Annotated in this window: 15 protein-coding genes; 8 read left to right on the plus strand and 7 right to left on the minus strand. The window is 48.1% G+C overall.

Translation table 11 applies throughout. The annotated features are described in order from the left end of the window. Positions 1–110: 110 nt before the first annotated feature. The 3 genes from F3H97_RS08240 to F3H97_RS08250 all read left to right on the plus strand — a co-directional run bounded on the left by F3H97_RS08240 (position 111) and on the right by F3H97_RS08250 (position 2674). Complete coding sequence (locus F3H97_RS08240; protein WP_196431036.1) at positions 111–1001, plus strand: ABC transporter ATP-binding protein; 891 nt, start codon at positions 111–113, stop codon at positions 999–1001. After that, entirely contained in the window at positions 991–2184 is a 1194-nt protein-coding gene (locus F3H97_RS08245) for an ABC transporter permease (protein ID WP_196431037.1), read from the plus strand. Before F3H97_RS08240 ends, F3H97_RS08245 begins: the two co-directional genes overlap by 11 nt. A 64-nt stretch (positions 2185–2248) precedes the next feature. Beyond that, positions 2249–2674 carry a hypothetical protein gene (locus F3H97_RS08250; protein WP_196431038.1) on the plus strand — a complete coding sequence of 142 codons (426 nt, stop codon included), beginning with the start codon at positions 2249–2251 and terminating at the stop codon, positions 2672–2674. 67 nt (positions 2675–2741) lie between these two features. Here the strand turns inward: F3H97_RS08250 and F3H97_RS08255 are convergent, their stop codons facing one another. Both F3H97_RS08255 and F3H97_RS08260 read right to left on the minus strand, forming a co-directional pair. Further along, positions 2742–3341, minus strand: a complete 600-nt coding sequence (locus F3H97_RS08255; protein ID WP_196431039.1) for a helix-turn-helix domain-containing protein — start codon at positions 3339–3341, stop codon at positions 2742–2744. Positions 3342–3431: 90 nt separating this feature from the next. Continuing rightward, on the minus strand, positions 3432–3932 hold the full coding sequence (locus F3H97_RS08260; protein WP_196431040.1) for a PTS sugar transporter subunit IIA: 501 nt from the start codon (positions 3930–3932) through the stop codon (positions 3432–3434). Between the two features lie 208 nt (positions 3933–4140). Between F3H97_RS08260 and F3H97_RS08265 the strand changes: the two genes are divergently transcribed. Further along, positions 4141–5835: a M3 family oligoendopeptidase gene (locus F3H97_RS08265; protein ID WP_031422757.1), complete on the plus strand. Its 1695-nt coding sequence runs from the start codon at positions 4141–4143 to the stop codon at positions 5833–5835. A 122-nt stretch (positions 5836–5957) separates the two neighbouring features. Here F3H97_RS08265 and F3H97_RS08270 read toward each other — a convergent pair whose 3' ends face one another. After that, positions 5958–6371 (minus strand): carboxymuconolactone decarboxylase family protein, encoded by a 414-nt coding sequence (locus F3H97_RS08270; protein WP_196431041.1) that lies wholly within the window; start codon positions 6369–6371, stop codon positions 5958–5960. A 118-nt stretch (positions 6372–6489) separates the two neighbouring features. Here F3H97_RS08270 and F3H97_RS08275 point away from each other — a divergent pair, with 118 nt between their 5' ends. Next, positions 6490–6912 (plus strand): Lrp/AsnC family transcriptional regulator, encoded by a 423-nt coding sequence (locus F3H97_RS08275; protein WP_196431042.1) that lies wholly within the window; start codon positions 6490–6492, stop codon positions 6910–6912. A 50-nt stretch (positions 6913–6962) separates the two neighbouring features. Here the strand turns inward: F3H97_RS08275 and F3H97_RS08280 are convergent, their stop codons facing one another. From F3H97_RS08280 to F3H97_RS08290, 3 genes are all read right to left on the minus strand, one after another. Then, positions 6963–7856: an aldo/keto reductase gene (locus tag F3H97_RS08280; protein ID WP_304999661.1), complete on the minus strand. Its 894-nt coding sequence runs from the start codon at positions 7854–7856 to the stop codon at positions 6963–6965. Further along, a complete protein-coding gene (locus tag F3H97_RS08285; RefSeq protein ID WP_196431043.1) occupies positions 7853–8356 on the minus strand; it encodes a cupin domain-containing protein in 504 nt (167 codons plus the stop codon). Before F3H97_RS08285 ends, F3H97_RS08280 begins: the two co-directional genes overlap by 4 nt. 81 nt (positions 8357–8437) lie before the next feature. Continuing rightward, a complete protein-coding gene (locus F3H97_RS08290) occupies positions 8438–8764 on the minus strand; it encodes a winged helix-turn-helix transcriptional regulator (protein ID WP_078147375.1) in 327 nt (108 codons plus the stop codon). Between the two features lie 262 nt (positions 8765–9026). Here F3H97_RS08290 and F3H97_RS08295 point away from each other — a divergent pair, with 262 nt between their 5' ends. The 3 genes from F3H97_RS08295 to F3H97_RS08305 all read left to right on the plus strand — a co-directional run bounded on the left by F3H97_RS08295 (position 9027) and on the right by F3H97_RS08305 (position 12381). Next, entirely contained in the window at positions 9027–10229 is a 1203-nt protein-coding gene (locus F3H97_RS08295; protein ID WP_196431044.1) for an MFS transporter, read from the plus strand. A gap of 10 nt (positions 10230–10239) precedes the next feature. After that, positions 10240–11187, plus strand: coding sequence for an LLM class oxidoreductase (locus tag F3H97_RS08300; RefSeq protein ID WP_196431045.1), 948 nt, complete (start codon positions 10240–10242; stop codon positions 11185–11187). Between the two features lie 84 nt (positions 11188–11271). Further along, positions 11272–12381 carry a low temperature requirement protein A gene (locus tag F3H97_RS08305; protein ID WP_196431046.1) on the plus strand — a complete coding sequence of 370 codons (1110 nt, stop codon included), beginning with the start codon at positions 11272–11274 and terminating at the stop codon, positions 12379–12381. Positions 12382–12865: 484 nt separating this feature from the next. Here F3H97_RS08305 and F3H97_RS08310 read toward each other — a convergent pair whose 3' ends face one another. Further along, on the minus strand, positions 12866–14074 hold the full coding sequence (locus F3H97_RS08310; protein ID WP_196431047.1) for a hypothetical protein: 1209 nt from the start codon (positions 14072–14074) through the stop codon (positions 12866–12868). Positions 14075–14097: the final 23 nt, after the last annotated feature.

Below are 14097 nucleotides of genomic sequence, written 5' to 3' on the forward strand. Positions count from 1 at the left end.
CTCCTTTTATTATCTTGATTTCAAGATAAATCATTTACCAGAAAAAGTGAAACTTTTTGCTCAAGGTGGCGTACGATAGAAGAAGAGACATTCTAAGGAGGTAATAGAATATGGCATTACATATCGAACGCGTCATTAAGGAATTCGGTGACTTTAAAGCTGTCGACGACCTCACGTTCCGCGTCCCACAAGGGGAAATGTTTGGTCTGCTCGGTGCAAACGGTGCCGGCAAGACAACGACATTCCGCATGATCCTCGACATCTTGAAGCCGACCGATGGGAGTATCACGTGGAACGGTAAAGCGGTCGACCATCGCATCGTCGGCTATTTGCCCGAGGAACGTGGCCTGTATCCCAAATCCCAAGTGCGTGAACAACTCGTCTTTCTCGCAAGCCTAAAGGGCATGCGCGGGAGCGATGCCAAACGCGCGGTCAAGTCATGGCTCGAACGCCTTGAAATTCCTCAATATGAAACGATGCGCGTCGAGCAACTCTCAAAAGGGAATCAACAGAAGATTCAGCTCGTCGCCGCCCTGCTCCATAACCCGGAACTCGTCATCTTAGACGAACCGTTCAGCGGGCTCGACCCGGTCAACGTCGAGATTTTGAAGCGTGAGGTTCTCGCATTGCGTGACGCCGGGACGACCATCGTCTTCTCTAGTCATCGAATGGAGCATGTCGAAGAATTGTGTCAACACGTCGGTATCTTGAAAGGTGGCCGTGCCGTCGTGAGCGGTGATGTCCCGACAATCAAATCACGCTACGAAGAGCCTGCCCTCTTTATTGAAACGGACCAGATCCACATTCTTGAGTCGCTCCCAGTCGTGGAGACAATCGAGCCTTACAAATCCGGTCATCTAGTACGTTTGCATTCTTTCGAAGATAGTGACGCCGTCCTGTCGGCACTCGTCCGTCATCAGGCGAACGTGAAGACGTTCATGCGCCAACCGGTATCGCTCAATGACATCTTCATCAAGGAGGTCGGTCAACATGTTTCATAACTTTGGACCGCTTTATGCGTTCACACTCAAATCGAGAATTCGTTCAAAAGCATTCCTCATCTCGACGGCGTTAACCATCCTATTCATCTTCGGGTTTACGAACATCGACCGCATCATGTCTACGTTTGAGGATTCCGAGCAAGCGAGCGCACTCGTCGTGTCTGAGAACAAAGAAATCGTCGACACGATGAAATCACTCGGCTATGAAGACGTCGCCTCTAGCGAAATTACGGAAGAAGAGGCACGGACCGGCATCAACGACGGAGAGTATGGGGTCGTCGCTTTTGTCGACGGCTATGATGCCCGCGTCATCTCCGAACGACCGGAACAGGAGTTCACGACCATCTTGCAAACATCTTTACAACAGTTGCGCAATGCGGAATTGATTGAATCGTCCGATGTCGACCCGGCCGTCATCGCTGCTCTCAGCGAACCGATCCAACTCGACGAGTCCTATCTCGGACGCGGTGGAGAGAACTCGGATGAGCTCCTCTCGTCTTCGGCGCTCGTTTACGTCATGTTGATGCTCCTGTACATTTCAATCATCACGTACGGATCGATGATTTCAACAGAAGTGACGACGGAGAAGTCATCGCGTGTCATGGAGCTCATCATCTCAACGACTCATCCAGTGACCCATATGCTTGCGAAAGTGACCGCTATCGGGACACTCGCCCTCATCCAAATCGGAATCTTCCTTGGGTTTGGTTATGTAAGTGCGAGTGGTAGCGAACTGGCGACGACGGTCATCGAGAACGCTGGCAACGCACGGGCTGTCATCTATCTACTCGTCTTCTTCTTGCTCGGGTACTTGTTGTACGCCTCACTCTTCGCTGTCCTCGGTTCACTTGTCAGCCGTGTCGAAGAGTCACAACAAATGGTCATGCCGGTCATCATGCTCCTCGTCGCTGCGTTCTTAGTCGCGATGTTTGGATTGAACAACCCGGATGCGACCATCGTGACCATCCTCTCGTTCGTCCCGTTCTTCGCTCCGATGCTCATGTTCCTTCGCGTCATGCTCGTCGATGTGGCCGTATGGGAAGTGGCGCTTTCGATCGGGTTACTCATCGGAACGATCAGTATCACACTGTGGATTGGCTCGAAATTCTATCGTGGCGGCGTCTTGTTCTATGGAACGAACGCTATTAAACAATGGCGACAAATATTACAAAACCGTCAATAACGTTTACAGCAAATTCGTTTTCGTTTACTCTAAAGAATGTGCAAAATGAGGAGGAAAACGAACTATGCGATCACGATTACTCGCAGCCTTAATCTTTACGTTTATGACGACGCTCACGACGTTCATCTGTTATACCGTCTTCTTAGACGCGGATGCGTTATGGCAAATCCTGCTTGCCTATGCAGGCAGTGCGTTCATCGGAACGCTCGCGTTTTGGTATCCGGTCAGCAGACGCTCTCAAACGTCCCGCTTCGGTGGCGCATGGATCGGCATCATGATTACTGCAGCGACACTCATTGGCTTCACCGTCATCCGTTTCACATTCCGCGGGGACGCAGCAGCATTGCTCGACTGGCAAACGATGCTGGCGAGTCTTGCCTACACATTCGGTTATGTCGGATGGGTGCTCACAATCTTGAATATCGTGCTCGGCTTCTTACTCGCCGGCACACGTCCAAAAGTACGCTACGAAGCGCGTCCGATGCGCTGATTGAAGTGACCAGGGGATTCTCCTGGTCACTTTTTTGTGCACAAAAAAACCGTAGAATGCTCTACGGTCATTGCAATTTATACGATTTATCCACGACACCATACTCCGCGTACTGGAATGAGTTGTCTGCGAATTGGTCTGGGACAAGCCGTTCCACATAGCGTGCGAACGGGACGATGTGACGCGTCGTGTCATGTGACCGTCCGAGATCAAGCACCGCATCCACGAGCGCTTCGAGTGCATGATGCGTCGTCGGCTCTTCATCTTGGTCGAAGATTCGTTGTAACTCTTCTTCGTGCATCAAGTCAAAGGTGCGCATCCGCTCTTCGAGTTGCCGTTGCATTTCTTCGACGGACTTCCCGTGCATCGCTTCTTCATAAGCGAGCTTCATCTGTTCGAGTTCCGGCACTTTTCCTCGCATGAGGACTTTGAGCGACTCGCCCGTCCAAATATGGCGTGCCAAATAGTTCGGGTCGATTTGCAAAGCGTCTGCGAGCGCCTCTATGTAAGGCATGGTCGGATAGACCTCACTCAGTTCGGTACGTCGGATAAAGTACGGTGCGACACCAATCTGTTCCGCAAGCGTCTCAATCGACAATCCGGCCCGTTCCCGTAATATTCGAATCCGATCCCCGTATCCCCGGTATGGTGCATTTTTTCCATCCATCTCAATTCCCCCTTCCCTCTCTTCATTATAATTCCCGCATTCGCAAAAAAATACTCGGAAGCCTAAGCTCCCGAGTCATGGGTCGTCTTCTTATTTCTTTGTCAACTCGACGACTTCCGAAGATCCAGCTGTCACCGTGTCGCCTTCTGCGACAAGTTTGTTCACGCCGAAGCTGTCGTGGTTCGTGATGATGATCGGAGTGATCGTCGATGGCGCGTTCGCTTTGATGAAATCGAGGTCGAACGTGACGAGTGGGTCGCCTGCTTTGACAAATTGACCTTCTGTAACGTGTGTCTCGAAGCCTTCACCTTTAAGGTTTACCGTATCCAAACCGATGTGAATCAAGTATTCCGCACCGTTGTCCGCGTTGATACCGATCGCGTGTTTTGTTGGGAATACTGTCGCGATTGTTCCGCTAACCGGTGAGACGACTTTTCCTTCTGTCGGCTCGATTGCGATCCCGTCACCCATCATTTTTTGTGAGAATACTTGGTCCGGTACGTTCGTGATGTCGACGACCTTTCCTGTAAGCGGTGAAACCGCGTTGAGTTGTTCTTCTTTACCACCAAAAAGTTTTTTAAAGAATCCCATAGCTTAATCCCTCCAACATGTTCTATTGAATCGAAGTCTTCACTTTTATACCCGAAAAGCTAATACTTCAATCCCTACCCTATTAACGGTATAGTTGTAATAAGGTAGTGCGAAATCGTTTTACACATCGTAAGAATACGAGTGTGCAATCGCTTTTGCAAGCCCTTTTTACACTTTGTAAAAATTTCACACGATGGAGGCGCTTACAATGACGACTTTCACAAAATTGTCATATGAACGGCCCGACTTGGACGCTTTAAACAGCAGATTGTCGGACTATTCTGCCGAATTACAGCAAGCCAGCACACTCGAGGAAGCGAACGAACTCATTCGCCAAATCAACAAAGAACGGAACGACTTTGAGACACAAAGTCAACTCGTCGCGATCCGACATTCGGTCGACACACGCGATTCGTTTTATGAGGAAGAACAGGCCTTCTTTGACGACGCACTTCCGGTCTATGAGAAGGAGATTCAAGCGTACTATCGCGTCTTGACGAACCACGAGCTTCGCACTGAACTCGAAGCGGAATGGGGCAGCCAACTGTTCTCTCTCGCCGAGCGCGCACTTGAAACGTTCGAGGAGTCACTCATCCCGAAACTGCAGGAAGAAAACCGCCTTGCGACAGCTTATCAAAAGGTCATGTCCGCTGCGCAAATCGAGTTTGACGGCAAGACACTCAACTTGTCACAGTTCGGCCCATATCTTCAATCACCAGACCGTGATGTCCGAAAAGCCGCATCTGTCGCCCGCTATACATACCTTTCTGATAACGGCGATGAGCTCGACCGCATTTATGGGGAACTCGTACGCGTCCGTACGGAAATCGCTCACGCCCTTGGCTTCCCGTCGTTCGTCGAACTCGGTTATGCACGGATGCAGCGTGTCGGTTATGACGAGTCGATGGTCGACAACTTCCGGAAACAAGTCCGTGACGTCATCGTCCCGCTCGCTTCTGCTTTGAAAGAAAAGCAGGCGAAACGAATCGGTGTCGACCACCTCTATTACTATGACGAGTCGTTCGTCTTCCCAGACGGAAACGCGACACCGCAAGGCGATGAGTCGTTCATCATCGAAGGCGGAAACAAAATGTATCGTGAACTCTCAAATGAGACGGACGAGTTCTTCCAGTACATGCAGGAACGCGGCGCCCTCGACTTGACGGCGAAACCAGGGAAATCTGGCGGCGGATACTGCACGTACTTACCGTCTGAAGGACTTCCGTTCATCTTCTCGAACTTCAACGGGACGGCAGGCGACATCGATGTTCTCACGCACGAAGTCGGTCATGCCTTCCAAGTGTATGAAAGCCGTCATTTGACGACACCGGAATACGCCTTCCCGACTTATGAGGCGTGTGAGATCCACTCGATGTCGATGGAATTCTTCTGTTGGCCATGGATGGAGCTATTCTTCGGCGACCAAGTCGACAAGTATAAGTTCAATCACTTGGCAGGTAGCATGACGTTCCTTCCGTATGGCGTTCTCGTCGATGAGTTCCAACACGTCGTCTACCGCAACCCTGAGATGACAGCAGCCGAGCGTCGTCAGGCGTGGCGCGATTTGGAGAAGGTCTATCTCCCGCACCGTGATTACGAGACGAACGACTATCTCGAATCGGGCGCATGGTGGCACCAACAAGGTCACATCTTCCAAAGCCCGTTCTACTATATCGACTACACGCTCGCACAAGTATGTGCATTCCAGTTCTGGGTGCGCATGCATGAAGACCGCGAAGCGGCATGGAGCGATTACCTCACGCTCTGTCAGGCAGGCGGAAGCCGTTCGTTCCTCGAACTCGTCGAACTGGCAGGTCTCAAATCGCCATTCGCAGACGGTGTGTTGAAAGAAACGATTGATCAAATCGAAGACTATCTCTTGAAACATCCGCTCGCGAACTGATAAGTAAGACCATCGGAAGCTTCCGGTGGTCTTTTCATTTGGGTTCACTTCGTACTGAAGTATGAAAGGCAAATCAATCTTTTTATTCCCTAAAAAAGAGAGGAGAAATTGATATGTATATGTCAAATTTCCGCTTCTAACCCTAACATCGCCCCTACATATTGGGATGCTGTCATAAACGTAATAAAGGCACACAATTCACTAATTTCCGCCTCCGTGAATGTTTCTTTTAACACCTCAATGATAGAAGATGGAATTTCTCCTTTCATTTTTAAGAAAACTTCCGCAAAACCTACGGCAACCGCTGTTTGTTCATCGAATTGAATTTGATCTGGCTTTCCTTTTGCTCGACAATATTCACATCCATTTCGTTGCGCAAGTGTTCGACGGACTTGTTCTTTCAATGTGGGAGAAAGTTGACCCGCATTATTCAATGACTCCCCTAATTTTGACCAATTTCCTTGAATTTCGATATTATGACCAAGTAAACGTTCAAACTTTGTTCTTCCATGCTCCGCTAACTTAATTCTTGGCATTTCCTTCACCTCCTGTACTTATATGATAAAAGGTCTATCCATTCAACTCCATTTCATCCACAATCAATATGTACCTATGAACATTCAATAAATAACGAAATGAGGCAAAATACGTGTCATGCTAAAAATCGATGAAATTGATTACAAACTCATCCATGAATTAGAGCACGACAGTCGTCTTTCCATGAGCGAACTTGGACGACGTATCAATCTTTCCGCTCCTTCTGTTAGCGAGCGGGTTCGACGACTAGAATCATTTGGAGTCATCAAACAATACTCGCTTGTACTTGATCACGAAAAGCTAGGTCTTCCAATTCAATGTATCATCGAGGCAACAGTGAAGAATGGCCAATATGAAGCGTTCATTCATTATTTAAAACAAAAACCGAATGTTTCATTTTGCTATCGCATATCGGGTGACGTCTGTTATCTCATCAAAATGCAATTCTCGTCTTTTTCTGCAGCTGAATCTTTTATCGATGAAGTGATTCCATATGCTCAAACAAAAACACAATTCATCTTTTCAGAAATCGATATTTAATCAACGTGAACATGCAAAAGGACTGGCAAAATTGCCAGTCCTTTATCGTTTTAAATGACATCTAACGGTTGTTTCGTTGTCGGTGGCGGGAACGCCTCATCGAGCGCAGCAAAATCCTCCTCACTCATGTCGAGCAAGAGCGCTGCCGCATTCTCCTCGACATGCTCGGCCTGCCCGGCTTTCGGGATGGCGATGACGTGTCCGCTCCGGATCGTCCAAGCAAGTAAGACTTGCGCGACTGAGGCACTATACGACTCCGCAATCCGATTGATCGTTTCGTTATTGAAGACCTCTTCTTTCACGTCACTTCCTTCAGCGAGTGGAGCGTATGCCATGACAGGAATCCCTTGTTCTTTTAGATAAGGAAGGAGGTCGTACTCAATCCCGCGACTGCCAAGATGATAGAGCACTTGATTGACCGCGCACTTGTCTCCATTCGGTAGCGACAGCAATTCCTTCATATCGTCCACGTCGAAGTTCGAGACTCCCCATGCCCGAATCTTTCCGTCCGCTTTAAGCTGTTCCATCCCTTGAATCGTCTCCTCGAGCGGGGCATCGCCTCGCCAATGGAGTAAGTAAAGATCCAGGTAGTCCGTCCCGAGTCGTTCGAGCGACGCATCACATGCGCTGACGAGTTTGTCGCCATACGCATTGTATGGATACACTTTCGAGACGAGAAAGACATCTTCGCGTCGGTCTTGGATTGCTTCCCCTACCAACTTCTCAGACTCCCCTTCCCCATACATTTCCGCCGTGTCGATGACATGGAGTCCGCAGTCGATTCCTGTCCGAAGCGCCTCAACCTCGGCATCATGCTTCGATTTGTCTTCCCCCATGCGCCATGTACCTTGTCCGAGTGCGCGCATCTCGCGCCCGTCTTTCAATTTGACGACGTTTTGCTTCAAAGCTGCAAGTAATAAAGAATGTGGTAGTCGTTGATTCATAACGTTTCCTCCTTTGTCCATGCTTCATGTAGTGGACCCGTCGTCCCGAAGACGGGGTCAAACTTCGGTTTTTCGACTTGTTCGATTCGCTTTACGTTGTCCGGTCGTTCTTCCGTCTTTCCTGTCAACGTGTCATAGTCACGACCGTCCGGGTATGCCCCGACCACTTGAAAATCGTCGCTCGCCTCGATGCGACGATGTCCCGTTCCCGCCGGTAAGACGAGGACATCACCTAGGCGGACGCGGACGAGGTCACCGTTCGTCCCTCCGAGTTGAAGCGTCGCTTCACCTTGTAATATGCCCAATACTTCATGCGTGTTGCTGTGATAGTGATGATAGTCGAACACCCCGTTCACCCAACTGTTCGTCCATTCATTATGGGCAAACGTCTCTCGCATCCCGCTCGGGTCATCAAAGACGCCACGATAGAGGAGCGCCGGATAATCCGGATGGTTGGGAATGGAGCCGTCATCTGTAAACAAAAAAGTTTTCACGTCCATCCTAATTCCCTCCTTGTCTCTGTCCCTGTACCCGACTTGTCACTACGAAAAACGGTCGTCCGTATTGGACGACCGTGATGGTTATGAAATGACCTCTTCACCGGACTGATCGATATGGCACTCGCCCCAGGCGCACATGGCGTCCAAGATTGGCTTGAGTGACCATCCATACTCAGAGAGTGAGTAAATGACTTTCGGCGGAACTTGCTCGAACACCGTACGAACGACGACACCATCCGCTTCGAGCTCACGCAATTGTTGGGTGAGCATTTTTTGCGTGATGTTCGGCATGAGTTTACGCAGTTCACTCGTCCGTCGCTCCCCTTTAATCAAGTGACACATGATGACGACTTTCCACTTACCGCCGATGACGTCAAGTGTCGCTTCGACCGGAATATTATATGGCATTTCGTTTCCTCCATTTCTTACATAGGCACTTTTTGGTGCCTACCGCACTAAAAAGTACGTACTTCTCAAACTGTTTTCATGCACTTATGATAGCAACTGTAGCAAATCTATACAAGTTCATTTCGCTTGTAACATCCCCTTGAGACGGTAAGGTACTTTTTCGACCGTACTGAACAATAGAGGAAAGTGAGATGTCTTTGCTATCCGGAGACGAAGGGCCCTCGTCTTCCACACTATTCATTTATTTTAGGAGGAACTACTCATGAATCAACCGTACACACAATCTGTCGAAGAACAGGCACCTAAAAATGGAGGGTTGGCATTACTTGCCCTCGCGATCAGCGCTTTCGGCATCGGAACGACCGAGTTCGTCCCGGTCGGTCTTCTCGCATCGATCGCAAGTGATTTAAACATCGGCATCACACTCGCGGGTCTCATTATCTCGGGTTACGCGATCGGCGTAGCCGTCGGTGCACCGATTTTGACGGCACTGACGAATCGAATGAACCGCAAGACGTTACTCATGGCACTCATGGTCGTCTTCATCGGCGGAAACTTGGTCTCGGCCATGTCGACCACCTTTGAACTTTTGATTGTCGCCCGATTTATCACCGCATTCTCGCATGGTGTCTTCTTCTCCATCGGGGCAACGATTGCTGTTCAACTCGTACCACCGCATAAAAAAGCGAGTGCCATCGCACTCATGTTCACTGGTTTAACTGTCGCAACCGTTACAGGAGTCCCACTCGGTACTTTCATCGGACAAGCGTTCGGATGGCGCGCCACATTCTTCGCCGTCGCAGCACTCGGTGTCATTTCAATCATCGCAAGTTTCTTCTTGATTCCAAAAGATTTGAAACAGTCACCCCCAGCGAAGTTCTCAGATATGAAGAAACTGCTCACAAACGGTCGTCTCATGCTCGGATTCTTGATTACAGCACTCGGTTACGGTGGAACGTTCGTCGCCTTCACGTACTTGACACCCATCATGCAAGACGTGACACAGATCAGCCCGAGCTTGACCAGTGTCGTCTTACTCGTTTACGGAATCGCAGTCGCTATCGGGAACGCGATCGGTGGAAAGCTCGCCAACGAAAATCCAGCGAAAGCATTGTTCTATATGTTCATCGTTCACGCAGCGGTCATGATCATCATGTCGTTCATGATTCCGTTCAAAGTGGCAGGTTTGATTGCCATCGTCTTGATGGGACTCCTCGCCTTCATGAACGTGCCTGGACTTCAACTGTATATCGTGCAATTGGCTGAAAAATATGTACCTGCCGCTGTCGATGTCGCATCCGCACTCAACATCGCGGCCTTCAACATCGGGATTGCCCTCGGCGCAACAATCGGTGGACTCGTCGCCGATTCAATCGGACTTGTGCATACCCCTTGGGTCGGTGGCATCATGGTCATCATCGCCGTCATCTTGACAGCTATTTCACGTCGTTTGGAAGCAAACTAAGGAGGCGCTTATGTTCAACAATCATAAAAGCTACAACCGGATGTACCGGGAGGGCGAGCTCACGCTCGGCCTCCACATCCCTTTAGAGAATTTTAAAATGCGTACCCCGACCCTCGAGCGTCAAGTCGAGCTCGCCCAAAAGGCAGACGATTACGGCTTCACGGCTCTTTGGTTACGGGATGTCCTACTAAAAGACCCGAACTTTTTAGACCCGGCTGTCGGTCAAATTTACGACATGCTGATCTACGGAACACATTTACTCGGTCAAACGAAAAACATCGCGCTCGGTACGTCTGCACTCGTCTTGCCACTCCGTCACCCCCTTCGTTCGGCGAAGGAAGTCGCAACGATTGAAGCATTGTTCCCAGAACGATTGATTCTCGGAATCTCTTCAGGTGACCGTCGTGCCGATTTCAAAGGGCTCGGAGTCGATCACCAGACACGTGGCGACCAGTTCAAAGAATCGCTTCGTGTCATGGAGCAGGCGCTCTATAACAACTACCCAACTATTGAATCACCTTATGGGGAGGTCGAACAGGCAACGCTCGTGCCACGTCCGAAGAAGCGGATCCCGACGATGATCACCGGGTTCGCACAACAAGACATGGACTGGCTTGGGGCGAACGGAGACGGGTGGATGTACTACCCGCAGGCACCTTTCGCACAACAGCAAGTGCTCGACGCGTGGCGCGCAAGTGGTAAAGCGCATGGTCGTGCCTTCCGTCCCTTCTCGATGCCCATGCATCTTGATTTGACGCACGACCCAGACGAGCCACCGACACCGATTCGTCTCGGATTCCGAATCGGCCGCAATCACTTGATCAAGTTGCTTGAAGCATATCGTGCCATCGGCGTGAACCACCTCTTCTTCGCCCTCTTCGACGGAGAACGTCCAGCCGAAGAAGTCATCGATGAATTAGGTGAATATGTACTTCCACATTTTCCACCTCTTGATTGAGGTTTGCCCTTCATTTTCGAAATGAAGGGTTTTTTGTGAAATGGACGGGTAAATATAAATGAATCTATGAAAAGGAGTCCTCTCATGCCCTCTCATCATGAAAAGGTAGAAAAGATTGAACTATTCTTTGATTTAGTTTTTGTTTTTACCTTCATCCAACTCACGTTAAAGCTAGAACATCACCTTAGCGTTCATACATTTTTAGAGGTTCTCATCCTCATGGCCCTTATTTGGTACATCTTCGAGGGCTATATTTGGTTGACGAATACGACTAAACTGACAAGAAGGAACCATCAAATTTTTATGACACTCGGTATGATTGGATTCATGTTGATTTCTGTCGCCATCCCAAAAGCATATGAGGAAGACGGCTTTATATTCGGACTTGGCTTTTTAGTGATTGTCGCCGTTCATTCAACTCTTTTCTTACTGCATAGCAATGACGACACAAAAAAGGCGATGCTCGCCATCGTCCCGTATAACGTCTCATTTAGCATCATCATCCTTATCGCTTCACTGTTTGAGGGGAACGTGCGCCTGATTGTATGGGGGATTGTTGCGATTGTGGCGGTATTGGGACCTCTCGTTCAAAAGAACAGGGGGCAATTCGAAGTCGCATCTTGGCATTTCCTTGAGCGTCATTACCTAATTTTAGTCATCGCCCTTGGCGAAACGATCGCATCGACTGGACGAGCCGCCATTGATGAGGATTTGACGTCCGATGTTGTCTTGACGATGATCCTTGCGCTCATGTTGACTGTTCTCCTCTGGTATTCCTATGTGAAAGACGATGAAGACCGAGAAACTCAATTTTATGACATGTATACAGATAAACGAGATCAGACAGCCAAAGCCGGGTTTTATTGGTCGCACCTTTCGATGTTCCTCGGCATCATCTTACTCGCCGTTGTGAAGATTGCAATCATACATGACCCGATGCAAACGCTCGATTTGGCACATCGGACCACGTTGTATGTCGCCATTGTCCTATTTGGATATGGTGTCATTTACTTCAACCGTTTATTTTTCAATGTATCGTGGAAGCGACTTGCGTTTCTCGCACTCCTACTCATCATTCCACTAATAGCACCGTACTTGCCGGCAATCATTCTCTTACTCGTCATCACTTTGATTTACTTCATCGCGATGATTGCTCCTCTTCCATTCTTAAAAACAAAACGACAAGAAACGTAAAACAAGCCAGAACCGTAAGTCGGTTCTGGCTTGTTTTATTGCGCACGCTAGATTTACTGATTACCTAATTGTAAGATTCGCTATCTTTTTCAGGCATTTTCATACTAAATTCTATGCAGATGACATCGTTTTCGCAAAGGCTTGTATTGTTTTATATCAACCCTTTACGTTTATCCACCGTTTAAGTTGCCCATCAAAATAATAACATTCTTCTAATTCAGTCTTGATCTCCATAAAATTACAATAATGATTCATCATAAATTGTTCGTCACTTGATTCACTCATATCATGAGGACATGCTCCGAACCGCGTTTCAATCCCTTCACGAGACCGATTGATTCATAAGTCCATCACATTTTCATCTTCATGGGCGCCATGACGACGAAACCATAAACTTATGGATTGAATAGTATAAGAGTTCATACATTCACACCTCTTTTTATATGTATCCAGCAATCTAAATGGATAAAGATTGAGATGCTTTTTAAAGTCGTCCTTTTCGCTCGGCTTCACGAATTTCATTGTATAGCGCAATTACAGCATCGAACGAGCTTTTGACGTCAATCCGCTCTTCTAACAGTTGATCTTCATAGAATCCGTGACGCAAATCCTCAAGGTAGAGCTCCGCTGCTTGATGAAACATCATCTCAAACTGCACTTTTGCATCTTGAATCTCATCATGTGGTTCCCAATCCGTTAAAAGTCGCTGGTCGAAGGGATCTGTTGAATGAATAAACTCTTCCCATTCTTCAGGAGATAGCATGGCTTTCCAGTAATCAAATTTTGATTCAAAACGTTGTAACGGCCGACCTGATGGAAACGATTTTTCGGCATAAGCTTCGTACAGATTTTCCCAGTGATGAAAAAACCAATCGATGATTGCCATATCCCAGTCCATAAATATTTCTGATTTGTCATGTTCGACATATTGGACTCTTCCGTCCTTATACGTTACTTCATAACGAATCGTCCCTTGAATTGACGTATCACGATAAAACATGTCATCGCGATACTCCATATCATCTAAATCGAGATTTGCCGGCTTCTCATATGTTTCAAGTGCATTCGCAAGCGATTGTACCTTTCCTGTCTTCAAATCGATAAAAGTCACATCAATCTGTTTGATGGTTCGGGGTGCTTTGATGATTCCTTCGTCATAACAGAAGGCCAATACGAGTGGTCGTAGGCAATCCGTTGAATTTGGAATTGCAATCCACTCATTTAACAGCGGGTCATGGTAATATCCCTTTTTGATTAATGCTTTTGTGTTAAGCGTATCATTTTCAATAATTGAATATAGTAGGATGTCGAGGTCTTGAATTTTACCGTAAGGAACTATTCCATAGTCGTTTTCCTCGAGTATGTTACCCGTCCGGAAGTCCCGACCGTTGCGCCACTCCACAACAAAACGCCACCGTTCGACAAGCCACCATATCCACTCACCGCCATTCATACCTGTTTGCCATTCATTCCGTTTATAGTCAATCCACTCATCTTTGTCGTATGAAACAGACTGAGAGGTACCGTCTTCATATCGGACATGATACGTCAAGATTCCATGTAGCGTGTCGCGATGGAGTAAAGAGTAGGCGGACTCGTTTAAAAACAGCATGAAATCAATAAAGTTCACTGCTTCCTCAGACCCTGCTTCTTGAAACCATAACTCAATCGATTCAATGACTCGTGCTTCCATCGATAGCTTTCCTCCCTACTGTT

Origin of the sequence: Exiguobacterium sp. SRB7LM (genome assembly GCF_015712685.1) — a bacterium.
Lineage (GTDB): Bacteria > Bacillota > Bacilli > Exiguobacteriales > Exiguobacteriaceae > Exiguobacterium > Exiguobacterium profundum.